Origin of the sequence: Actinomadura roseirufa (assembly GCF_900659635.1) — a bacterium.
Taxonomy (GTDB): Bacteria; Actinomycetota; Actinomycetes; order Streptosporangiales; family Streptosporangiaceae; genus Spirillospora; species Spirillospora roseirufa.
This window is the reverse complement of sequence record NZ_CAACVB010000073.1, coordinates 12,700-32,679: the sequence shown is the minus strand read 5'-3', so window position 1 is coordinate 32,679 and position 19,980 is coordinate 12,700. Positions and strand designations below refer to the sequence as shown.

Sequence of the window (19,980 nt, the reverse complement as noted above, 5' to 3'; positions counted from 1 at the left end):
GGTGAGCCGATCGCCGAGGCCGATCGGATCGTGGACGCGGCGTTGGTCGTGGCCACCACTCTCGGCGCACCGATGAAGCATGGGTGCGGCGGTGAGTGACTTCGAGCGTGGGCGCGGGGGGACAGGTGACGCGGCAGAGCCCCCCGCGTCCACTTCACCGGGTGAGCGGCTGGCCGAGCTGGCGCTGTTGGTGAGCCGGCGGTTTTCGGGTGTGGCGCCGATATTGCCGCACGGGACGGAGATTCTGCATCTCATCCGGTCGGGGCTCGGGCCGCATTACGTGGTGTGGGCTCGGCATCGGGAGGCGTTCCTCTGGTACTGCGGGCCCGACCACGGCGCGCAGCTCGGTGTCACGGCCGAGCAGGCGGCCGAGACGATCGGGCGGATGCTCGGGCTGCCGCCCGCCTGACACATCACGCGAGCCCCGAGACCGGCGCGGTGGTGCGGGTTGACGCCGCCCCCGAGGTCCCCGCACCACCGCGCCTTCCGTTCAGTGGATGGGCGGTCGCACGCCGGCCGTCTGTGCAGGTAGGGTCCCGCTCGCCGCATGAGCTGGGGTGGCGCCGTCTTCCGATCGCTGCGGCCCAACGGCGCCACCCCTCCGGGCTCGCGCCCGCCTCGCTCGTGCCCCGGGGCGGAGGCGATAGCCGACGGCTATGAGAGGGGGCATTGGACGGGGCGGATGGAGCGGTTCGATAGTTTGCGTGCCCGATGGGGTTACGGGGACCAATGTCTTCCAAGGGGAATCATGAGCAGTGTTGAGGACAGGCTCGACATCATCGAGGTCTGTACGCGGATGGCCTGGCACGCCGACCAGCGTGAGTGGGAACGGCTGAGGGAGATCTTCACCGAGAGCGTGGCGCTGGACTACACCAGCCTCAACGGTGGGGAGCCCATCACGATCGGCGCCGAGCAGATCGGTGGGGCGTGGAAGGCGGGGCTGGGCGGGTACGACGCGACGCAGCACATCCTGGGCAACCACCTGGTGACCCTGGACGGGGACACCGCCGTGTGCACCGCCGTGTTCCAGGCCACGCACCGGCTGGCGAACCCGTTCGGGTCGCCGCTGTGGACGCTGGGCGGGACGTACCGGTTCGACCTCGTGCGGGACGGCGGCTGGAGGATCCGCGGGCTCGTGATGACGGTGACGTGGGCGGACGGCAACCAGAACCTGGCGACGCTGGCGAGTGAGCGGTCCTGACGCCGGAGAGGAAGATCCGCGCCGTGTGCGGCGTGGTCGCCTACCCGGCCGGGCGTCCTGAGCGCGCGGAATCAGCGTCTCGGGGTTGGCCGGTGGTGGCGCCGAAGGCTTGGCGGTAGTCGCGGGGCGGCAGGCCCACGTGGCGGGTGACGTGGCGGCGCATGGTGAGGGGGCGCGTGGGTCGCGCCCGCGGGCCCGGACGTGGCGGGCGCACAACCAAGATCGGCTCCGAGGTTCGCATGGTGTTGGTAACCATGGCCGCGTCCGCGATACGGCGTTTCGGGTCGGGTGCCGCCCGCCCCCGCGGTGGGCGGCACCCACGTGGTCTCAGGAGCGGACGGGAACGGGCGGGACGGCGGCCAGGCAGGACAGGTCGCCCGGCCTCAGGTCGCGGACGAACGCGGACTCGATGCCCGCGGCGCAGCCGCTCGGCTCCCGCTCGGCGACGTGGCCGACGTTGGGGACCTCGACGACGGTGGCGCGGCGGAACTGGCGGGCGGCCAGACGTCCCGACTCGGTGGGAGTGTTGGGGTCCAGGTCGCCGGACACGACCAGCACGGGCACGTCCGGGAACGGCCCGTTCGTCGGCTGGGCCGGGGCGTCGCGGTCCGGCCAGCGGATACAGGCGTCGCCCTGGTCGCTGATGGCGCTGGTCCAGGCGACCTTGCCGAACGGCCAGAACGTCCGCTCGGGCAGCGCGGCGCGGCCGGCCGCGTACTGGCGCAGGCGGGTCCGGACCGGCGCCTTGCGGTCCCAGAGCGTCGGGTAGTCGTTGCACATCACGGCGGCGGCGTGCGCGACGTTGAACTCCTGCTCCTCGTTCCGGCGAAGGGCCGAGCCCGACATCGGGCCCGCCTTCCCGGCGGCCTCGACGAGCATGCGGGTGTCGCCGCTCAGCGCGGTGCGGACCATCGCCGGGAGGTCCCCGATGTCCTCCGGCGCACCGCTCGCGGCGCCGTAGACGATCGCGGCGAGGGACGTGTCGTCCAGGTCGCGGGCCGGTCCGCCGCCCTCGGGCGTGTAGCGGAGGGGACGCGCCTTGAGCCGTCCCGCGAGGCGGGAGACGTCGCGCAGGACCCGGTCGCCGTCGCAGGCACCCCCGCTGCGCTCGCACAGCAGCCGTACCGCCCGGTTGGCGGCCCGGACGTTGGGACGGGCCCACAGGTCGAAGGCCAGCGGGTACGCGCTGGACAGCACGGCGGACCGCACCCGGTCCGGGTGCCGCTGGGCGTAGACGGTCATCAGGTAGGTGCCGTAGGACTCGCCGAGCAGGTCCAGGCGGGGGATCCCGAGCCTCGCCCGGACGGCGTCGATGTCGTCGGCGATCTCCGCCGAGGTGTAGGCGCGGCGCCGCTCGCCGAGGGCCGTGCCGCAGGCGCCGATCATGCGGACGAAGCCGTCCCGGGTCGCGGGCAGCGGCAGGCCGGCGCCGCAGTTCGCCGGGTCGGACCGGTTGACGCCGCGCGGCTCCACGATCAGCAGGTCGTGGTCCTTCAGCAGACCCGCGAACGTCGCGGCGTACCCGGGCGCGTACACCAGCGCCGAGTCGCCCGGCCCGCCGGGGTTGACGGTGAACGTCCCCTTGGCGGGACGGGACGCGTCGCGGTGCCGGATCACGGCGTAGGCGACGGTGGTGGTGCCCAGCTCCGGGCGCGACCGGACGAGCGGAACCCGGACCGTTCCGCAGTCGGCGCCGGGGACGGCCACGCAGTCCCCGGGCTCGCGGCCGGCGCGCTGCGCGGACGCGGCGGCCGTGCCGCCCGTCGCCGCGACCGCGAACGCGGCGGCCAGCACGGCCGCCCTCTTCGTGATCTGCCTCATGGCAGGAGCTTCGCAGTGGCGAAACCCAGAGCACATCGCCCACGGAGTGGAGCCCGCCTCCGCTACCCGGGAGGGATCGCCCTCCCCCTTGAGGACGGTCTGGAGGCCGCCGAAATCCTACGGAAGTCGCGTCCGTTACATCTTCGTGAGTTGAACTTCTGCCGGGCGGCGGCAGGATCGACCCATGTTGATCTTAAACAGACCCTCGGCACCGGCGGCGTCGGACGGCGACGAGCACCATCGCGAGGCCGGTGCCCGCTTCGGGCGGGACACGGCCATCCCCACGACAGGTCTCTCCCGGGCACAGCGGCGCGGCGCCGGGTGCGTCGTCTGCGACAAGCGCTGGCCCCGTCCTCACATCCCGGTGGGCCGCTTCCCGGACGGGAGCGCCGCCTACGCCTGCCAGGACTGCGCGGCACTCCTCGGCGTGGACGCCCGCGGCCCGGGACTCTAGAGGCGTTCCTCCAGGTGGACGGTGACGTCGTCGCCGACGTCCTTGCCGATCGCCGCCCGGATCTCCGCCTTCACCGCCAGCTTGTGGGTGCCGTCTCCAAGGGCCATGAACGACCCCTGGAAGGGGTGCCCGTCGATGGTGCCCCGGACTTTGACCAGTCCCCTCGTCCCGAAGAACTCGACGGAGCGGGGCCAGACCACGTAGGTCCAGCCGCCCTTGGCGGGGCTCTTGCGCAGCGGGACGGTGAACTCCTCGTCCAGCGTGGCCGTCTTGCTCATGCTCGTGCCCTCCCTTTCGCGGCTCTCCAAGGACAGACCGTCCGGAGCCGCGAAACTCATCGTCATGCCAGGTGGAGGGTGGTCGTGGTCAGGAACCCGGCGGGCTCGCCTTCTGGACTCTGTCCAGCGCGGCCAGGATCTCCTCCAGACGAGAGGGCGCGGCCACGTATTCGAGGACGGCGTGGTCGAACGCCTCCGCGAGGACGGGCGGGAAGGTGTCCGAGGCGTCGAAGTGCACGGACGTCGCGTCGGCGAGTGTCTGGGCGATCCGGCGGGACAGCGGGTCGGGATAGGCGGCGGGAGGCACCGCCCGGCTGAGCGAGAACGCCCCGCTGCCCTGCTCCTGGATCCATTTCCTCTGGACCGGCTCTTTCGTCAGGTAGGCGACGAGCGCGTCGGTGGCCTCGACGCGGTCGAACACTCCGAGGACGTCACCGCCGATCTCGATGTCGCCGCCCTTGGGGAAGGGGACGAAGTCGGCGTCCCGGGCGCCCGGCCCGCTGCCCAGGGTCGTGATGAACGCGCCCCCGTGCGCCAGTGCGCAGCCGGGTCTCGGCTCGAACATCCGGGCGCTCGCGGCCGCGTAGCCGGTCACCAGGCTGTCGCCGGAACCCGCGGCGACGACGGAGCCGAAGGTCTGCCAGGCGGCGCGGACCTGGGGTGACGTCCAAGGCAGCGTTCCGGACACCCAGGCGTCGTAGACCTCACCTCCGGCCCGGTGCAGGAGGATGTCCTCGATCCAGTCGGTCCCGGGCCAGCCCGAAGCGGACTTGTCGGCGAAGCCGAGGCACCAGGGGCGGCCGAGCCCGGACGCGGCGGCGGCGAGCTCGTCCCAGGAGCGCGCCTTGCCTAGGCGGTCGCGGACGCCCGGCGCGAGCGTGCGCGGGAACCAGATCAGGCTTTTCACCGACGCCTTGACCACGATCCCGTACGGACGTGCGCCGTCCGGGCCGGGAACGGTGGTCAGGTCGCCTCCCCGGCCGGCGGGGAGGCCGGCTGCGACCGGGCTGAGCCGGCCGCTCGCGGCGTAGGCCCGCAGGTCACCGAGGGTGGACAGCACGGCCGCGTTGGGCGGATGACCGTCATGGAGGTTGCTGGCGAGGACGGCGCGCGCGTCCCTGGTGCCGGTGTAGTCGACGTTGAAGCCGGTCTGCTTCTCGAAGTCGGCCAGCACCTTCTCGAAGGTCGCCTGCTCCTTGCCGACCCAGGGCCCGAGGATGGTGATGGTCTCCCGCTCGCCGGAGCCGCAGGCGGAGACGGTGAGGACGCAGAGCAGGAGCAGCGAGGCGAGGGCGCGCAGGGGTCGTGTGCTCATGCGGGGAACTCACGGAGCCGGAGCAGGCCGCCGCCCACGATGAGGGCCGCGGCCGTGAGGGACAGGAGCGGCAGCCCCACGGGGAGGGCACCGGTTTCCGCGGCCTTGGCCAGCGCTGAGTCCAGCGAGGCCCGCGACCCGTTGGCGGCGGTGAGGTTCAGGCGGTAGCCGGAGTCCGGGCCGTTCCGGGCCAGTGACCGGGCCGCGGAGTCGGCGGCGCCGATCTGGCCCAGCAGCGTCCTGTCGGAGCCGTGCAGCGTGCCCCCGGCGGCGGCGTCGAAGTGGTGTTCGACGTCGCCGAGGGCGGTCGCCGTCCACAGCGCCAGCCCCAGCAGCAGGGCGGACGCGGCGAGCAGCGGCAGGTTGAGGACGCGCCGGAAGCGCCTGGCCATCGAGACCTGGACGTAGCCGAGGTGGGTCAGCAGCACCGCGGCGAGGCCACCGGTGGTGACGACGGCGCCGGTCCCCGTCCAGAACGAGGCGCCGAGGTCCTCGACGGCCGCGCGGTCCCTCTCCGCGATCTTGCCGAGCCGGGCCAGCGGTCCGTCGGCCGGGTCGTGCAGGAGGTCGGAGGCGTAGGTCAGGTAGGCGAGGCCGAGCGCCGGAACGCCCTCGCGATAGGCGGCGTCGGACTGCTCCACGAGCCCCTGGTAGGCCACGACCTGCGCGTTCACCTCGCGGATCCGGTCGCGTCCGGCGGCGCCGCCGAGATCGGACTGCGCGAGCCGCGCGAGGCCGTCGCCGGCGGCGGTGAGGTCGTCGCGGAACTGCCGGCCGGGGCCGGTGAGCCGGATCGTGCCGGAGCGGGCGCTCTGCCAGGCGGCGCGGTCGGCGTCGGCCAGTGCAGCCTGGGCCGTCCGGGCGCTCACGAAGGCGGGGGCGGCGCGGTCCTTCGCCCCGCGGACGTCGGCCTGGCCGCGTGACAGGACGCTCGTCGCGGCCAGCCAGAACACCAGCGTGAGCGCGACGGCGAGACCCGTCGCCGACCACAGCCAGCGCGGGGTGCTCCACCTCCGGGAGGTCGCGTTCCCGGCCACCGCGCGGGAGGCCAGCGTGGACGGCATTCGGTCACGCTAACCCAGGCCCGCCTTGCTCCACTTGCCCCCAAAACGCCATGAAACCGGCGAGATCGATGCTCCTTTCCCGGCATCTGACCTGCTCTTTCGTCCATCCGCTCCCGGTCGCCGGGCTCGTTCTCCCGTACGACCGAAATGGCCGGTTGCGGCCCCGCGGCACGGCGGCCCGGACGCGTCGCGCGGTCGGCCGGACAGGAGATCAACTTTCGGGCGCGGGCCGGGTAGGAACAGGTCACGGCGGGGGCCGGGGTCCGCCGCGCGGCGCGGACCACCCCCGTTCGGGGGTGGCGTGGGTCACGTGCATGGCCAACCATCCTCCTAACCAGGTGTCCGTGCGGCTACGAGGAGAGACCATGCCGGCAGTCGAGTTCCGCGCGGCGCGCGACTTCCTGCTCGCGCACCGCGACGACTACGCGACCGCGTACGAGAGTTTCCGCTGGCCGGTGCTGACCGGGTTCAACTGGGCCCTGGACTGGTTCGACGCGATCGCCGAGGACAACGCGGACCCGGCGCTGTGGATCGTCGAGGAGGACGGCTCGGAGGCCCGGTACTCCTTCGCGGAGATGTCGGCGCGGTCCAACCAGGTCGCGAACCGGCTGCGGGCGGCGGGCGTGCGGCGCGGCGACCGGATCGTGCTGATGCTCGGCAACCAGGTCGAGCTGTGGGAGACGGTGCTGGCGGCGATGAAGCTCGGCGCCGTGCTGATCCCGAGCACGCCGCTGCTCGGGCCCGCCGACCTCCAGGACCGGCTGACCAGGGGACGCGCCCGGCACGTGGTGGCGGGCGCCGCCGACACCGCCAAGTTCGAGGGGCTGACCGGCGAGTTCACGCGCATCGCGGTGGGCGGGCCCGTGGCCGGCTGGCTGCGCTACGAGGACGCCTACGACGCGCCGAAGACGTTCTCGCCGCTCGGGCTGACGATGTCGCGGGACACGCTGCTGCTGTACTTCACGTCCGGGACCACCGCGCAGCCGAAGCTGGTCGAGCACACGCACGCCTCGTACCCGGGCGGGCACCTGTCGACGATGTACTGGCTGGGGCTGCGGCCCGGCGACGTCCACCTGAACATCTCCTCGCCCGGATGGGCCAAGCACGCGTGGAGCAACGTCTTCGCGCCGTGGAACGCCGAGGCGTGCGTGTTCATCTTCAACTACACGCGGTTCGACGCCGACCGGCTCCTCGACACCGTCGACCGGTGCGGGGTGACGAGCTTCTGCGCGCCGCCGACCGTGTGGCGGATGCTGATCCAGGCCGACCTCGGCCGGCTCGGCACGCCGCCCCGCGAGGTCGTCGCGGCGGGCGAGCCGCTGAACCCCGAGGTCATCGAGCGCGTCCGGGACGTGTGGGGCGTGACGATCCGGGACGGGTTCGGGCAGACCGAGACGACGGTGCAGATCGCGAACACGCCGGGGCAGCCGGTCCGTCCCGGCTCGATGGGACGGCCCGTGCCCGGGTACCGGGTCGCGCTGATCGACCCGCTGACCGGGAAGCCGGGCGACGAGGGCGAGATCTGCCTCGACCTGGAGGACCGGCCGCTCGGGCTGATGACCGGCTACCACGGCGACGACGAGCGCACCGAGGAGTCGATGGCGGGCGGGTACTACCACACCGGGGACATCGGCGCCCGCGACGCCGACGGCTACATCACCTACGTGGGCCGGGCCGACGACGTCTTCAAGGCGTCCGACTACAAGATCTCCCCGTTCGAGCTGGAGAGCGTGCTGATCGAGCACGAGGCGGTGGCGGAGGCGGCGGTGGTGCCCTCGCCGGACCCGGTGCGGCTGGCGGTGCCGAAGGCGTACGTGACGCTCGCGGCGGGCCGGGCGGCCGACGCCGAGACCGCCCGGTCGATCTTCGCGCACTGCCGGGCGCAGCTGTCGCCGTACAAGCGGGTGCGGCTGCTGGAGTTCGGCGAACTGCCCAAGACGATCTCGGGGAAGATCCGCCGGGTCGAGCTGCGCAACGCCGAGGCCGGCAGGCATCCGGGCGTGGACGACCGTCCGCCCGGCGAGTTCCGCGAGGAGGACCTGCGATGACGCTCTCCTACGCCTCGGGTCCGGCGGCGGCGCCGCTGCTCGGCGACACGATCGGCGCGAACCTGGATCGGACGGCCGCGCGGTTCCCCGACCGGGACGCCCTGGTCGAGCGGGCGACCGGGCGGCGCTGGAGCTACGCCCGCTTCACCGCCGACGTGGACGCGGTCGCGCTCGGCCTGCTCGGGCTCGGCGTCGGCAAGGGCGACCGCGTCGGCGTCTGGGCGCCGAACTGCGCCGAATGGGTGCTGGTGCAGTACGCGACGGCGAAGCTCGGCGCGATCCTGGTGAACATCAACCCGGCTTACCGGGCGCACGAGCTGGAGTTCGTCCTCGGCCAGGCGGGCGTTCGCACGCTCGTCGCGGCGCCCGGGTTCAAGACCTCCGACTACGCCGCGATGATCGAGGAGGTCCGGCCGCGCTGCCCGGCGCTGGCCGACGTGCTGCTCATCGGCACCGCCGGGTGGGAGGCGCTGGTGGAGGCGGGGCGGGCCGCCGACGCGGCGCCGCTGGCCGCGATCGGCGCGACGCTGAGCACCGACGACCCGATCAACATCCAGTACACGTCCGGGACGACGGGGTTCCCCAAGGGCGCGACGCTGTCGCACCACAACATCCTCAACAACGGCTTCTTCGTCGGCGAGCTGTGCGGCTACGACGAGGAGGACCGCGTCTGCGTTCCGGTGCCCTTCTACCATTGTTTCGGGATGGTGATGGGCAACCTCGCGGCGACCAGCCACGGCGCCTGCGTGGTCATCCCATCACCCGGGTTCGAGCCCGCGGCGACGCTGGCGGCGGTCGCGCAGGAGCGGTGCACGTCACTGTACGGGGTACCGACGATGTTCATCGCGATGCTGAACGACCCGTCCCTCGACGGGCTGGACCTGTCGAGCCTGCGCACCGGGATCATGGCGGGGTCGCCGTGCCCGGTCGAGGTGATGAAGCAGGTCATCGAGCGGCTCGGGATGGCCGAGGTCACGATCTGCTACGGGATGACGGAGACGTCGCCGGTGTCGACCCAGACCCGCGCGGGCGACTCGCTGGACCGCCGCGTCTCCACTGTCGGGACCGTCCACCCGCACCTGGAGGTCAAGGTCATCGAGCCCGGCACCGGCGTGACCGCGCCGCGCGGGACGCCCGGCGAGCTGTGCACCCGCGGGTACTCGGTGATGCTCGGCTACTGGGAGGAGCCGGACAGGACGGCGGAGGCGATCGACGCGGCGCGCTGGATGCACACCGGCGACCTCGCGGTGATGGACGAGGACGGCTACGTCAACATCACCGGCCGGATCAAGGACATGGTCATCCGGGGCGGCGAGAACGTCTACCCGCGCGAGGTCGAGGAGTTCCTCTACACCCACCCCGACATCGTGGACGCGCAGGTCATCGGCGTCCCCGACGAGAGGTTCGGGGAGGAGCTGATGGCGTGGGTGCGGCTGCGGCCGGACGCGCCGGAGCTGACCGCCGAGGCGCTGCGCGAGTTCTGCGCGGGCCGCCTCGCGCACTTCAAGATCCCCCGGTACGTGCACGTCGTCGAGGAGTTCCCGATGACGGTCACCGGGAAGGTCCGCAAGGTGCAGATGCGCGCCGAGGCCATCGCGATCCTGGGGCTCGGCGATGCGGCGGCCGCCCGGCACGCGTGAGCTTTCCCCGCCCGCGGCCTTCCGCGCCGGCCCGCGCCGGGGCATGCTCTGACCATGCAGACCCCGCCGGTGGCCGACGACGCGGGCGCGGTGCGGACGGCGGTGCTGGCCCTGCACCGCAGCACCGGCCTGCCCATGGTGTTCGGCGGCGCGCTCAGCGGCCAGGACCGGCTGCGCATCACCGAGCTGGTCGGCAACACCACCGGGTCGCTGAGCGGCCTGGTGGTGCGGCAGGGCACCGGCCTCGGCGGGAAGGCGATGGCGCTCGGCCGGCCGGCGTGGGTGAGCAACTACCCGGCCGCCGCGTCGATCAGCCACGACTACGACGCCCCGGTGGGCCGGGAGGGGCTGCTGTCGATCGTGGCGGTGCCCGTGGTGGTGCGGCGCAGGGTCCGCGGCGTGCTGTACGGGGCGCTGCGCGAGCCGCTGTCGCTGGCGGACCGGATCGTCGGCGCGACCGTGCAGGCCGCCCGCGACGTCGAGCAGGACCTCGCCGTCCGCGACCGGGCGGGCGAGGCGCTCGGCCGGGTCCCCCACGGGACGGGGCCGCCGGGGGACGCGGCGCGCTGGGAGGAGGTCCGGGCGGTGCACGCCGAGCTGCGCGCGCTGGCCGAGCGCGTCCAGGACGCGGCCACCCGGGACCGGCTGCGCGAGATGACGCTGCGGCTCGCCGCCGCGGGTCTCGCCGGCCCCGGCGGGCCTCGCGAGGCCCCGGCGGCGCCCGCGCGGCCGGCCCTGTCGCCGCGCGAGCTGGACGTCCTGTCGTACGTGGCCGTGGGCTGCACCAACGCCGAGGCCGCCGACCACCTCGGGGTGCTGCCGGAGACGGTGAAGAGCTACCTGCGCTCGGCGATGCGCAAGCTCGACAGTCACACCCGCTTGGAGGCGGTGACGGCGGCGCGGCTGGCCGGGCTGCTGCCCTGACCCCCGGCGGCCCGGGCCGCTGTACGGGCCGCCGCACGGCCGCCGAGGAACGCGGCGGCGCACGCGACGAGCGCGACGCATCCGAACGCGGTCATGACGACGGTGAAGGCGTGCCGGGAGCCGCCGGGCAGGCCGAGGTAGAGCGTCCCGAAGGCGGCGAGCCCGGCGACGCCCGCCAGCTGGGAGTTGGTGTTGATCAGCCCGCTGAGGTCGGCGGCGGACCGGGCGGGCACGTCCGCGGTGAGCCGGCCGAGCTGCGGGGCGAAGCCGAGGCCGAGCCCGAACCCGCCGCATCCGAGCAGCGCGACGAGCGCCGCGCCGTCCGCGTGCGCCAGGCCGATCGTGAAGTAGGCGAAGGCGAGCAGCATGTAACCGGCGACGGGCGCCCACGCCGAGACGCGGGCGGGAAGGCGCGGCAGCACCGGGCCCGCGACGCCGAACGCGGCGACCCACGACACGAGCACCAGGCCGGAGAACAGCGCGCTCCGCCCGAGTCCCTCCTGGACGTGCAGCGCGAGCACGAACAGCATCGCGAAGTAGGTGCCGGTCGCCGCGGCGAGCGAGCCGAGCGTCCACGCGACGACGGGCCGCGCCAGCAGCCCGAGGTCGACCAGCGGCGTCCGGCCACGGGACGCGGCGCGCCGCTGCCGCCGGACGAACAGCCACAGGGCGGGCACGCTCGCGGCGAGCGAGAGCCACGCCCACGGGGGCCAGCCAGCCTCCCGGCCGAACAGCAGCGGGACGGTCGCCAGCAGCGCCCACGCCGTCAGCAGCGCGACGCCGCCCGGGTCGAGCCGCCGGGCCGCCCCGGTGCCGGTGCCGGTCTCGGTGCCGGTCTCGGTGTCGGGCGGCAGCAGCCGGGCGCCCGCGGCCAGCAGGGCGATCCCGGCGGGCACGTTGACGAGGAAGATCGGCCGCCAGCCGAGTCCGCCCAGGTCCGCCGAGACCAGTACCCCGCCGAACACCTGGCCCGCCACCGCGCCGCCGGCCAGGGCGACCGCGAGCAGCCCCTGCGCGCGGGCCCGCGCCGTCCCGGTGAAGTGGATCTGGATGCCCGCGAGCACCTGCGGGACCATCAGCGCCCCCGCCGCGCCCTGCGCCAGCCGCGCCGCGACCAGCGCGCCGGTGGCGGGGGCGAGCCCGCAGGCCAGCGACGCGAGCGTGAACGCGGCGAGCCCGAGCAGGAACATCCGCCGGTGCCCGCGCGCGTCGCCGAGCCGGGCACCGGTGATCAGCAGGACGGCGTAGGCGAGGGTGTAGCCGGAGACGACCAGTTCGAGGGCGCCCTCGGACGGGTGCAGCCCGTCCCGGATCGCCGGACCGGCGACGTTCACGACGGCGGTATCGAGGTTGACCATGAACTGGCCGGCCAGCAGCACCGCCAGCATCCCGGCCGGGCGCCGCCCGCCGGTGCGGGCCGCGGGCCCGGGGGGAGGATTCACGCACGGGTAACCCCGGCCGCCGCCGCGCGGTTGCGGACGGACGGGAGCACCCTCTGGAGAGCACCGGCGTTTCCGGGACGGAGAACCGCGGGGCCGCGCGGTGTCCGCTGCCCCGGAGGGCCGGCGATCGGGCCCGGCGACGGGGTCAGCGCCCGCGCGGTGGCACGCGACGTCCAGAGCAGATCGGCCCCCGTTGGCGCACTGCCCGACGGAACGGTCACCACGATCCGGCTGCGCCGGGCCATGATCCTCGGCCGCCCCGCCCGACGGGCGGAGGCGTCCGGCCCCCGTTGTGCAGACAGCACCGTAACACTTGTGAACACGGATGTTCGTGATGTTGGAATTGTTCTCGTTGGGTCCCCCTGTTGGTAGCTTTGGCCCCATGGCCCCCCACGGCGGCGGTTCACTCCCCCGCGGCCGCCACCGCCTCACCCGCGAGCAGGTCCGCGCGTCCCAGCGGGCACGGATGCTCCAGGGCATGACGGAGGCGGTCGGTGAGAAGGGGTACGTGAGCACCTCCGTGGCCGACGTGCTGCAACGCGCCCACGTGTCCCGTGAGACGTTCTACGAGCACTTCGCCGACAAGCAGGCGTGCTTCCTGTCGGCCTACCAGGAGGCGGCCGACAGCATCGTGGAGATCATCGAGGACGTGCTCGGCGTCGCCGACCTCCCGCTGATGCTGCGCCTGGAACGGGTGCTGGCGGCCTATCTCGGCGCGCTGGCGACCGACGGGGCGCGGGCCCGCACGTTCCTGCTGGAGATCTACGCGGCGGGCCCGGCCGCGGCGGCGCAGCGGTACGCGGTGCAGCACCGCTTCGTGCAGATCGTGGACGCTCTCCTCGTCGAGGACGAGCGGTTCCGCGCGCTGCCCGACCCCGAGTTCGCCTGCCGGATGCTCGTCGGCGGCGTCGCGTCGCTGGTGACCGGGAAGGTGGCGCGGGGCGAGCACGCCGCGCTGCCCGGCCTGTCCACGCCGATCCTGGCGCACGTCCGGTGCGTCCTGGGGCGCTGAGCCCCGCCTCTCCCGGATCCGTCCCTCCTAGATGAAGACGCTGAGGAGGGCCGCCATCGCGAAGCCCACGACCGACAGGATCGTCTCCAGCACCGTCCATGTGCGCAGGGTGTCGCGGACGGACATGTTGAAGTACCGGGAGATGATCCAGAAGCCGCCGTCGTTGACGTGCGAGGCGATGATCGAGCCCGCCGAGATCGCGATGGCGATCAGCGCGACGTGCGCCTGCGAGTGGTGCTCGGCCTGGACGAGCGGCGCGACGATCCCGCCGGTGGTGACGATGGCGACGGTCGCCGAGCCCTGCGCGAGCCGCAGCCCGCAGGCGATGAGGTAGGCCAGCACGATCACCGGCAGGCCCGCGTCGGAGAGCGTGTCGGCCAGCGCCTTGCCGACGCCGGTCGCCGACACGACCGAGCCGAAGAACGCGCCGCCGCCGATGACCAGCAGGATCATGCCGATGGGCCGCAGCGACCGGGTCGCGAGCTCCGACAGCTCCGCGGCCGGGACGCCGCGTCGGGTGCCGAGCAGGTACATGGCGAGCAGCACCGCGATCGTCAGCGCGACGACCGGGTTGCCGAGGAACGTCAGCGCCGGGAGCGCGGCGCTGCCCTTCCACCAGACCGTGCCGAACGTCGCGAGCAGGATCAGCACCAGCGGCACCGCGATGATCAGGCCGACCAGGGCGAGGGACGGCTCGTCCTCGCGCCGCTCCGGGCCGCGCTCCGCGGTCTCCTCGCGGTCCCGCTCCTCCTCGGCGGCGTCCTCGGCGGCCTTCTCCCCGGTGACGTACTCCTCGGGCACCGCGACGACGACGCGCTTGCCGATCCAGGCGCCCCACACGACGCCGGAGACGAGGAAGGCGGGGACGCCGCAGATCAGGCCGAACACGATGAGCCAGCCGAGCGGGACGCCGAGGAGCCCGGCGGCGGCCACCGGGCCCGGGTGCGGGGGCAGGAACGCGTGCGTCATCGACAGCCCGGCCAGCAGCGGCAGCGCGTACAGGACGAGGGACCTGCCGCCCTGCCTGGCGGTGATGTAGACGAGCGGCGCCAGCACGAAGATGCCGACGTCGAAAAATACGGGCACCCCAAAGATGAGCCCGGTCAGGCCCATCGCGAGCGGCGCGCCGCGCTCGCCCGCGACCGCGAGCAGCCGCCGGGTCAGCACGTCGGCGCCGCCGGAGCGTTCGAGGATCGCGCCGAGGATGGTGCCGAGGCCGACGATCGGCGCGATGTGCCCGAGCAGCCCGCCGAACCCCGTCTCCAGCAGGGACGTCTTGGAGCTCAGCGCGGTGCCGACGATCCGCTCGACGCTCAGCCCGGCGGCGAGCGCCAGCGCGAAGCTGGAGACGACGAGCGCGATGAACGGTTCGAGCCTGACCTTGATGATGAGGAACAGCAGGACCGCGATCGACACGGCGCACAGGAGCAGCAGGCCGCCCGTCTCGTGTTGCAGCCAATGGACCATGGGGGGTGACCTTTCGGGTTGCGGGGGGCGACGAGAGTCCGGCCGTGTCGGCGGGACGGGCGAGGGAGCGGGGGCGGGAAGGGGAGCGGGGGCGGGTCAGTGGGTCGTGCCGTCGGGGGCGCGGCGGAGGGAACGGCCGGGCAGGGCGCCGGTGTGACGGCCGCCGGAGATGACGGCCGTCCCGCCGACGAACACGTGGGTGATGCCCTCGGCCTGCCGCCGGGGGTCCTCGAACGTCGCGGCGTCGCGGACGGCCGCGGGGTCGAACAGCACGAGGTCGGCGTGGTGGCCGGGCCTGACCAGGCCGCGGCCGGCGAGCCGGAGCCGCCGCGCGGGCCGTCCGGTCAGGTGCGCGACGCACTCCTCCAGGCTCAGCACGCCGAGGTCGCGGACGTAGCGGGCGAGGTAGCGGGGGAAGGTCCCCCACGCGCGCGGATGCGGTTTCACCGCGCCGCCGTCGCCGGAGACCACGGGCAGGAGCCCGTCGCTGCCGCCGGTGTGGCACGGATGCCGCATGATCGCCTGGACGTTCTCCTCGTGCCCGACGTGCTGCAGGATCGTCGTGGCGAGGTCGTCGGCGACGAGCCGCTCGCAGTACACCTCGAACGGGGGGCGCCCCGCCGCGGCGGCCAGGTCGGCGATGGTCCGGCCGACGACGGCGCCGTCCGGTGAACCGGAGATCTCGATGGTGTCCCACTCGGCCGGGACGCCGTGGCAGCCGTCGGAGCCCTCGACCTCCATCGCGTGCCGGATCCGCGCGCGGTCGGCGGGGTCGGCCAGCCGCGCCAGCAGCGCCGCCGGGCCGCCCGCGGCGGCCCAGCTCGGCAGCAGCGCGGCGAGGGTCGTGGAGCCCGGCAGATACGGATAGGTGTCCAGGGTGATGTCGCAGCCGCCCGCGACGGCCTCGTCGAGCAGCGCGAGCAGCTCCGGCGCGCGGCCCCGGTTGACACCGAAGTTCATGGTGGCGTGGGCCAGGTGCAGGGCGCAGCCCGAGCGGCGCGACAGCTCGACCATCGCCGCGTACGCCTCCAGCGCGCCCGCCCCGTACGAGCGGTGGTGCGGCGCGTAGAAGCCGCCGAGGGACGCGACGACGCGGCACAGCTCGGCGATCTCGTCGTCGGCGGCGTACATGCCGGGCACGTAGGTGAGTCCGCTCGACATGCCGACCGCGCCCTCGCGCATGCCGGTGGCGACCAGCTCGCGCTGCCGGTCGAGCTCGGCGGCGGTCGGCGGGCGGTCCGCCCAGCCCATCGCGAGCATCCGCACCGAGCCCTGCGGGACGAGGTAGCAGGCGTTGACGGCGATGCCCTCGTCGAGCCGGTCGAGGTACTCGCCGACGCCGCGCCACGACCAGTCGAACCCCGGCGGGTCGCCGTTCCACCCGGCGATGGTGCGCCGGATCTCGGCCAGCGTCGTGTCGTCGGACGGGGCGTAGGACAGCCCGTCCTGCCCGATGACCTCGCAGGTCACGCCCTGGCTCACCTTGGCGAGGTGGTCGGGGGCGGCCAGCAGCGCGAGGTCGGAGTGGGCGTGCATGTCGATGAACCCGGGGGCGAGCACGAGGCCGGTCGCGTCGATGACGGCCGTCCCGGTGAGGCCCGGCCCGATCTCGGTGATCCGGCCGCCGTCGACGGTGACGTCGGCGACGCGCCCGGGGGCGCCCGTGCCGTCGACGACGGTGGCGCCGCGGATGACGGTGCCCGGCATCAGAACCACGTCCTGACGAAGTCGACGACGACGGGTTCGGGGGCGTCCGCGTCGTCCACGACGGGGATCAGCGTCCATTTGTCGAGCGCGGTGCACGGGTGCGACAGGCCGAGGCGGACGACGTCGCCGACCTCGGCGGAGCCGTCCACCAGGAACGCGTGCTGGTCGTTGAGCGCGGTGACGCGGGCGCCCGCGAGCGGCCCGGCGCCCTTCCCCCGGACGAGCTGCGGCTCGGGCAGCCCCTCGTCGAAGGGCAGGTCGCGCTTGCCCGCGTCGAGCAGCGCGAGCGCGGGCTCGGGCCGGGACACGACCCGAGCCCAGCCGTGCATGGCCGAGCGCAGCCCGCCGTCCGCGCCGTCCGCGCCGCGTGAGAACGGCGTGATGCCCCGGTAGAAGCCGTCGTCGTGCACGATGTAGGCGCCCGACCTGAGCACCACGCGCGCGCCGAGCCCGCCGAGGACGTCGGCGACCTGGTCGAAGAAGGCGCTGCCGCCCGCCGTCACGACGGGCTCGGCGGTCTCGTAGTCGAGCGTCCCGTGCAGGGCGGCCATGCGGCGCAGGAACGCGTCGACGACCCCGCGGCCCGCGTCGGACGCGTCGTGGGCGAGGGCGCCCTCGTACCCGGCGACCCCGGCGAGCCGCAGGGTCGGCGCGCGGCGCACCGCCTCGGCGACCGCGCGGGCCTCGGCGTCGTCGCGCACGCCGGTCCGCCCGTGCGGGGCGCCCAATTCCACGCACACCTCGACGGGCCGCTGCGCGCCGGCGGCGCGCAGCGCGGCGTCCATCAGCGCGACCGTCCGCTCGGAGTCGACCCACGAGAGGAAGGCGAGGTCCGGGTCGCCGTCGAGCCACCCGGCGAGCCAGGCCAGCCCGGCCGGATCGACCAGCGCGTTGGCCAGCAGGATCCGCCGGAGGCCGAACGCGCGGGCGACGCGCAGCTGTGGGAGGTTGGCGAGCGTGATGCCCCACGCGCCCGCGTCGAGTTGCCGCCGCCACAGCGCCGGGGCCATCGTGGTCTTGCCGTGCGGGGCGAGCTCGACGCCCGCGGCGGCGGCCCAGTCCGCCATGGCGGCGACGTTGTGGCCGAGCGCGCCCGCGTCGAGTGTCAGCAGCGGCGTGCCGTAGTCCGCGAGCGGGGTCCGCGCGGCGGCGGCGTCCGCGGCCGTCATGCCGTGCGCGGCCGCGGGGACCGCCTTGAACCGCCAGTCGAGCCGTTCGCCGGCGAGGGCGTCCACCGCCGCGGCGTCGATGCTCGCAACCATTCTGACCTCCTGAATTGCACAATATGCAACGCTCATTGCGTAATGTGCTGCTGCGGTTGTAACATCACTTCCGGGCACCGGTCAACGGCCCCGTGCCGGATCGTGACCGCCCCAGGGAAAGAGGCCGATGGAACACCTGCCCACCGCCGTCTGCGTGGGCGAGACGATGGCCGTGCTCCTTCCCGACCGGCCCGGACCGCTTGAGGACGTGACCGCGTTCCACCCCTCGTCGGGCGGAGCGGAGGCGAACGTCGCGCGGGGGCTCACCGCCCTCGGCGTACCCACCGCGTGGGTCGGCCGCGTCGGCGCCGACGGGTTCGGCCGCCGGGTGACCCGCGACCTCGCCGCCGCGGGCGTCGACATCAGCGGCGTGACCGTCGACCCCGGCCGCCCCACCGGCCTGTACGTGAAGGAGGCCGGGCCGGACGGCAGCGTCCTGCACTACTACCGGGACGGCTCGGCCGGCGCGGCGATCGGCCCCGACCTGCTCGCCGACCCGGTCGCCGGGCCGCTGCTCGGCGGCGCGCGGCTCGTCCACCTGTCCGGCATCACCGCCGCGCTGTCGGACGGCGCGCTGGCCCTCGTCCGGGCGCTGCTGCGCCGCCCCCGCGGCGGGCGGCTGGTGAGCTTCGACCTCAACTGGCGGCCCGCGCTGTGGAAGCGCCGCGACCCGGCGGTGCTGGTCCCGCTGCTGGACGCCGCCGACCTCGTCATGCTCGGCGCCGACGAGGCCGCCGCGGTGCTCGGCACCGGCGACCCGGCGCGGCTGCGCGCGCTGCTGCCCGGCCCCGCGACGCTCGTCGTCAAGGACGACGCGCACCACGCGACCGCCGTCACCCGCGCCGGGACCGTCACCGAGCCCGCGCTGGACGTCGAGGTCGTCGAGCCGACCGGCGCCGGGGACGCGTTCGCCGCCGGCTACCTGGCCGGGACGCTGCGCGGCCACGACCCGCGGCGCTGCCTGCGGCTCGGCCACCTGACGGCCGCCGCGACGCTCGTCGTCACCGGCGACCACGGCCCGCCGCCCCCGGCCGCGCTCGTCGACGCCCTGCTCGGCGCGGACGCGCGGGAGTGGGCGGCGACGACCGTCCGCGCCTCGGGCATCGCGGGCCCGGCGCTGGAGGGGATCCGATGAGCCAGAGCCTCGGCCGCGCGCTCGGCCTGCTGATCGAGCTGGGCGAGGGGCCGCGCAACCTCGACGAGCTGGCCGCCCACGCCGGCGTGCACAAGACGACCGTGCTGCGGCTGCTGCGGACCCTGGAGGAGGAGCGGTTCGTGCACCGCGACGGCGAGCACCGCTTCCACCTCGGCGCCCGCGTGTTCGCGCTGGCCGGCGCCGCGCTGGAGCAGCGCGGCGTCCGCGACATCGCCGCGCCGCACCTGGCCCGGCTGAACGAGGCGACCGGCCAGACCGTCCACCTCGGCGTGTACGAGGGCGGTGCCGTCGTCTACCTCGACAAGTACGACTCGCGGCACGCGATCCGCATGTACTCGCGGGTGGGGCTGGCGATGCCGTTGCACGCCACCGCCATCGCCAAGGTGCTGCTCGCCGACCTGCCGGAGCCGGGCCGCCGCAGGGTCGCCGCCGAGATCGAGTACACCCGGTTCACCGAGCACACGCTGACCGGTCCCCGCGCGCTGCTGGACGAGCTCGACCGTGTCGCCACGCGGGGCTACGCGCTCGACGACGCCGAGCACGAGGCGTTCATCCGCTGCGTCGCCGCGCCCGTCCGGGACGCCTCGGGACGCGTCGTCGCGGCCGTCTCGGTCTCGGTGCCGGAGGTCCTGCTCGGCCGCGACGAGGTCCTCGGGCTGCTGCCCGAGCTTCTCGCCACCACCCGCGCCATCTCCGCCGACTGCGGGCACACGGCCGGGGACGACGAGGGCGCGGCGGAGAACCGGGAACAGTGACAGGAACACTGAGAGGAAACAGATATGGCAGACAAGACGCAGGTCAGCACGGACAAGGCGCCCGCCGCCGCGTGGGCGTTCTCCCAGGGCGTGCGCAAGGGGCCGCTGCTCCAGGTGTCCGGACAGGGCCCGCAGGACCCCGCCACCGGCGAGTTCATCCACCCCGGCGACGTGAAGGCGCAGACCACGCGCGTCCTGGAGAACGTCAAGGCGATCCTGGAGGCGGGCGGCGCGAGCGTCGAGGACGTGATGATGTTCCGCGTCTACCTGTCGACCCGCGACGACTTCGCCGCGATGAACGAGGCGTACGCCGCGTTCGTGAAGGAGAACTGCCCGAGCGGCGTCCTGCCCAGCCGGACGACGGTCGCGGTGGAGCTGCCGCACCCGGCGATGCTCGTCGAGATCGACGCCCTCGCCTGCGTCGCGGACTGACC

Annotated in this window: 18 protein-coding genes; 10 read left to right on the top strand and 8 right to left on the bottom strand. The window is 74.2% G+C overall.

The annotated features are described in order from the left end of the window. The first annotated feature begins 211 nt into the window (after window positions 1-211). Both E1291_RS17695 and E1291_RS17690 read left to right on the top strand, forming a co-directional pair. Window positions 212-409, top strand: coding sequence for a hypothetical protein (locus E1291_RS17695; RefSeq protein WP_131738919.1), 198 nt, complete (start codon window positions 212-214; stop codon window positions 407-409). Between the two features lie 339 nt (window positions 410-748). Next, window positions 749-1,201 (top strand): nuclear transport factor 2 family protein, encoded by a 453-nt coding sequence (locus tag E1291_RS17690; protein ID WP_131738918.1) that lies wholly within the window; start codon window positions 749-751, stop codon window positions 1,199-1,201. A 327-nt stretch (window positions 1,202-1,528) separates the two neighbouring features. Here the strand turns inward: E1291_RS17690 and E1291_RS17685 are convergent, their stop codons facing one another. Then, entirely contained in the window at window positions 1,529-3,022 is a 1,494-nt protein-coding gene (locus E1291_RS17685) for an alpha/beta fold hydrolase (RefSeq protein ID WP_165495166.1), read from the bottom strand. A gap of 184 nt (window positions 3,023-3,206) precedes the next feature. On the opposite strand from E1291_RS17685, the gene E1291_RS17680 reads away from it, so the two are divergent. Beyond that, window positions 3,207-3,476 carry a hypothetical protein gene (locus tag E1291_RS17680; protein WP_131738916.1) on the top strand — a complete coding sequence of 90 codons (270 nt, stop codon included), beginning with the start codon at window positions 3,207-3,209 and terminating at the stop codon, window positions 3,474-3,476. On the opposite strand, the gene E1291_RS17675 is transcribed toward E1291_RS17680, so the two are convergent. From E1291_RS17675 to E1291_RS17665, 3 genes are all read right to left on the bottom strand, one after another. Then, window positions 3,473-3,754 (bottom strand): DUF1905 domain-containing protein, encoded by a 282-nt coding sequence (locus E1291_RS17675; RefSeq protein WP_131738915.1) that lies wholly within the window; start codon window positions 3,752-3,754, stop codon window positions 3,473-3,475. The two genes, E1291_RS17680 and E1291_RS17675, sit on opposite strands and share 4 nt — an antisense overlap. Before the next feature lie 88 nt (window positions 3,755-3,842). Next, window positions 3,843-5,069, bottom strand: coding sequence for an ABC transporter substrate-binding protein (locus tag E1291_RS17670; protein ID WP_131738914.1), 1,227 nt, complete (start codon window positions 5,067-5,069; stop codon window positions 3,843-3,845). Next, window positions 5,066-6,133 (bottom strand): GlnX family signal transduction membrane protein, encoded by a 1,068-nt coding sequence (locus tag E1291_RS17665; protein ID WP_131738913.1) that lies wholly within the window; start codon window positions 6,131-6,133, stop codon window positions 5,066-5,068. The genes E1291_RS17670 and E1291_RS17665 overlap by 4 nt, the downstream gene beginning before the upstream one ends. A 365-nt stretch (window positions 6,134-6,498) precedes the next feature. Here E1291_RS17665 and E1291_RS17660 point away from each other — a divergent pair, with 365 nt between their 5' ends. The 3 genes from E1291_RS17660 to E1291_RS17650 are packed head-to-tail and all read left to right on the top strand — an operon-like array spanning window position 6,499 to window position 10,745. After that, window positions 6,499-8,181, top strand: a complete 1,683-nt coding sequence (locus tag E1291_RS17660) for an AMP-binding protein (RefSeq protein ID WP_131738912.1) — start codon at window positions 6,499-6,501, stop codon at window positions 8,179-8,181. Then, the gene (locus tag E1291_RS17655; protein ID WP_131738911.1) at window positions 8,178-9,821 is read left to right on the top strand and encodes an AMP-binding protein; all 1,644 of its coding nucleotides are present in this window, start codon (window positions 8,178-8,180) and stop codon (window positions 9,819-9,821) included. Before E1291_RS17660 ends, E1291_RS17655 begins: the two co-directional genes overlap by 4 nt. A 54-nt stretch (window positions 9,822-9,875) precedes the next feature. Next, window positions 9,876-10,745, top strand: a complete 870-nt coding sequence (locus E1291_RS17650) for a helix-turn-helix transcriptional regulator (RefSeq protein WP_165495165.1) — start codon at window positions 9,876-9,878, stop codon at window positions 10,743-10,745. Here the strand turns inward: E1291_RS17650 and E1291_RS17645 are convergent. After that, window positions 10,691-12,187: an MFS transporter gene (locus tag E1291_RS17645; RefSeq protein WP_207400781.1), complete on the bottom strand. Its 1,497-nt coding sequence runs from the start codon at window positions 12,185-12,187 to the stop codon at window positions 10,691-10,693. The two genes, E1291_RS17650 and E1291_RS17645, sit on opposite strands and share 55 nt — an antisense overlap. Window positions 12,188-12,569: 382 nt before the next feature. Here E1291_RS17645 and E1291_RS17640 point away from each other — a divergent pair, with 382 nt between their 5' ends. Further along, on the top strand, window positions 12,570-13,199 hold the full coding sequence (locus E1291_RS17640) for a TetR/AcrR family transcriptional regulator (RefSeq protein ID WP_165495164.1): 630 nt from the start codon (window positions 12,570-12,572) through the stop codon (window positions 13,197-13,199). 27 nt (window positions 13,200-13,226) lie between these two features. On the opposite strand, the gene E1291_RS17635 is transcribed toward E1291_RS17640, so the two are convergent. From E1291_RS17635 to E1291_RS17625, 3 genes are all read right to left on the bottom strand, one after another. Then, the gene (locus E1291_RS17635; protein ID WP_131738909.1) at window positions 13,227-14,666 is read right to left on the bottom strand and encodes a GntP family permease; all 1,440 of its coding nucleotides are present in this window, start codon (window positions 14,664-14,666) and stop codon (window positions 13,227-13,229) included. Between the two features lie 96 nt (window positions 14,667-14,762). Beyond that, window positions 14,763-16,373 carry an N-acyl-D-amino-acid deacylase family protein gene (locus tag E1291_RS17630; protein ID WP_131738908.1) on the bottom strand — a complete coding sequence of 537 codons (1,611 nt, stop codon included), beginning with the start codon at window positions 16,371-16,373 and terminating at the stop codon, window positions 14,763-14,765. Further along, window positions 16,373-17,635 (bottom strand): alanine racemase, encoded by a 1,263-nt coding sequence (locus tag E1291_RS17625; RefSeq protein WP_131738907.1) that lies wholly within the window; start codon window positions 17,633-17,635, stop codon window positions 16,373-16,375. The genes E1291_RS17630 and E1291_RS17625 overlap by 1 nt, the downstream gene beginning before the upstream one ends. 127 nt (window positions 17,636-17,762) lie before the next feature. On the opposite strand from E1291_RS17625, the gene E1291_RS17620 reads away from it, so the two are divergent. Genes E1291_RS17620 through E1291_RS17610 form a run of 3 tightly spaced genes read left to right on the top strand, consistent with a single transcriptional unit; the run spans window position 17,763 to window position 19,978 of the window. Beyond that, window positions 17,763-18,770 carry a sugar kinase gene (locus tag E1291_RS17620; protein ID WP_131738906.1) on the top strand — a complete coding sequence of 336 codons (1,008 nt, stop codon included), beginning with the start codon at window positions 17,763-17,765 and terminating at the stop codon, window positions 18,768-18,770. Next, window positions 18,767-19,546 carry an IclR family transcriptional regulator gene (locus E1291_RS17615; protein ID WP_131738905.1) on the top strand — a complete coding sequence of 260 codons (780 nt, stop codon included), beginning with the start codon at window positions 18,767-18,769 and terminating at the stop codon, window positions 19,544-19,546. The genes E1291_RS17620 and E1291_RS17615 overlap by 4 nt, the downstream gene beginning before the upstream one ends. A 24-nt stretch (window positions 19,547-19,570) precedes the next feature. Further along, window positions 19,571-19,978: a RidA family protein gene (locus E1291_RS17610; RefSeq protein ID WP_131738904.1), complete on the top strand. Its 408-nt coding sequence runs from the start codon at window positions 19,571-19,573 to the stop codon at window positions 19,976-19,978. The last annotated feature ends 2 nt before the right edge of the window (window positions 19,979-19,980 follow it).

Bases quoted from the DNA above. Each gene is read 5' to 3' on its own strand.
- E1291_RS17680 (WP_131738916.1), top strand. From the start codon at position 3,207: ATGTTGATCTTAAACAGACCCTCGGCACCGGCGGCGTCGGACGGCGAC.
- E1291_RS17610 (WP_131738904.1), top strand. From the start codon at position 19,571: ATGGCAGACAAGACGCAGGTCAGCACGGACAAGGCGCCCGCCGCCGCG.
- E1291_RS17640 (WP_165495164.1), top strand. From the start codon at position 12,570: ATGGCCCCCCACGGCGGCGGTTCACTCCCCCGCGGCCGCCACCGCCTC.
- E1291_RS17685 (WP_165495166.1), bottom strand. From the start codon at position 3,022: ATGAGGCAGATCACGAAGAGGGCGGCCGTGCTGGCCGCCGCGTTCGCG.
- E1291_RS17690 (WP_131738918.1), top strand. From the start codon at position 749: ATGAGCAGTGTTGAGGACAGGCTCGACATCATCGAGGTCTGTACGCGG.
- E1291_RS17660 (WP_131738912.1), top strand. From the start codon at position 6,499: ATGCCGGCAGTCGAGTTCCGCGCGGCGCGCGACTTCCTGCTCGCGCAC.
- E1291_RS17650 (WP_165495165.1), top strand. From the start codon at position 9,876: ATGCAGACCCCGCCGGTGGCCGACGACGCGGGCGCGGTGCGGACGGCG.
- E1291_RS17670 (WP_131738914.1), bottom strand. From the start codon at position 5,069: ATGAGCACACGACCCCTGCGCGCCCTCGCCTCGCTGCTCCTGCTCTGC.
- E1291_RS17665 (WP_131738913.1), bottom strand. From the start codon at position 6,133: ATGCCGTCCACGCTGGCCTCCCGCGCGGTGGCCGGGAACGCGACCTCC.
- E1291_RS17655 (WP_131738911.1), top strand. From the start codon at position 8,178: ATGACGCTCTCCTACGCCTCGGGTCCGGCGGCGGCGCCGCTGCTCGGC.
- E1291_RS17675 (WP_131738915.1), bottom strand. From the start codon at position 3,754: ATGAGCAAGACGGCCACGCTGGACGAGGAGTTCACCGTCCCGCTGCGC.
- E1291_RS17630 (WP_131738908.1), bottom strand. From the start codon at position 16,373: ATGCCGGGCACCGTCATCCGCGGCGCCACCGTCGTCGACGGCACGGGC.
- E1291_RS17635 (WP_131738909.1), bottom strand. From the start codon at position 14,666: ATGGTCCATTGGCTGCAACACGAGACGGGCGGCCTGCTGCTCCTGTGC.
- E1291_RS17620 (WP_131738906.1), top strand. From the start codon at position 17,763: ATGGAACACCTGCCCACCGCCGTCTGCGTGGGCGAGACGATGGCCGTG.
- E1291_RS17625 (WP_131738907.1), bottom strand. From the start codon at position 17,635: ATGGTTGCGAGCATCGACGCCGCGGCGGTGGACGCCCTCGCCGGCGAA.
- E1291_RS17615 (WP_131738905.1), top strand. From the start codon at position 18,767: ATGAGCCAGAGCCTCGGCCGCGCGCTCGGCCTGCTGATCGAGCTGGGC.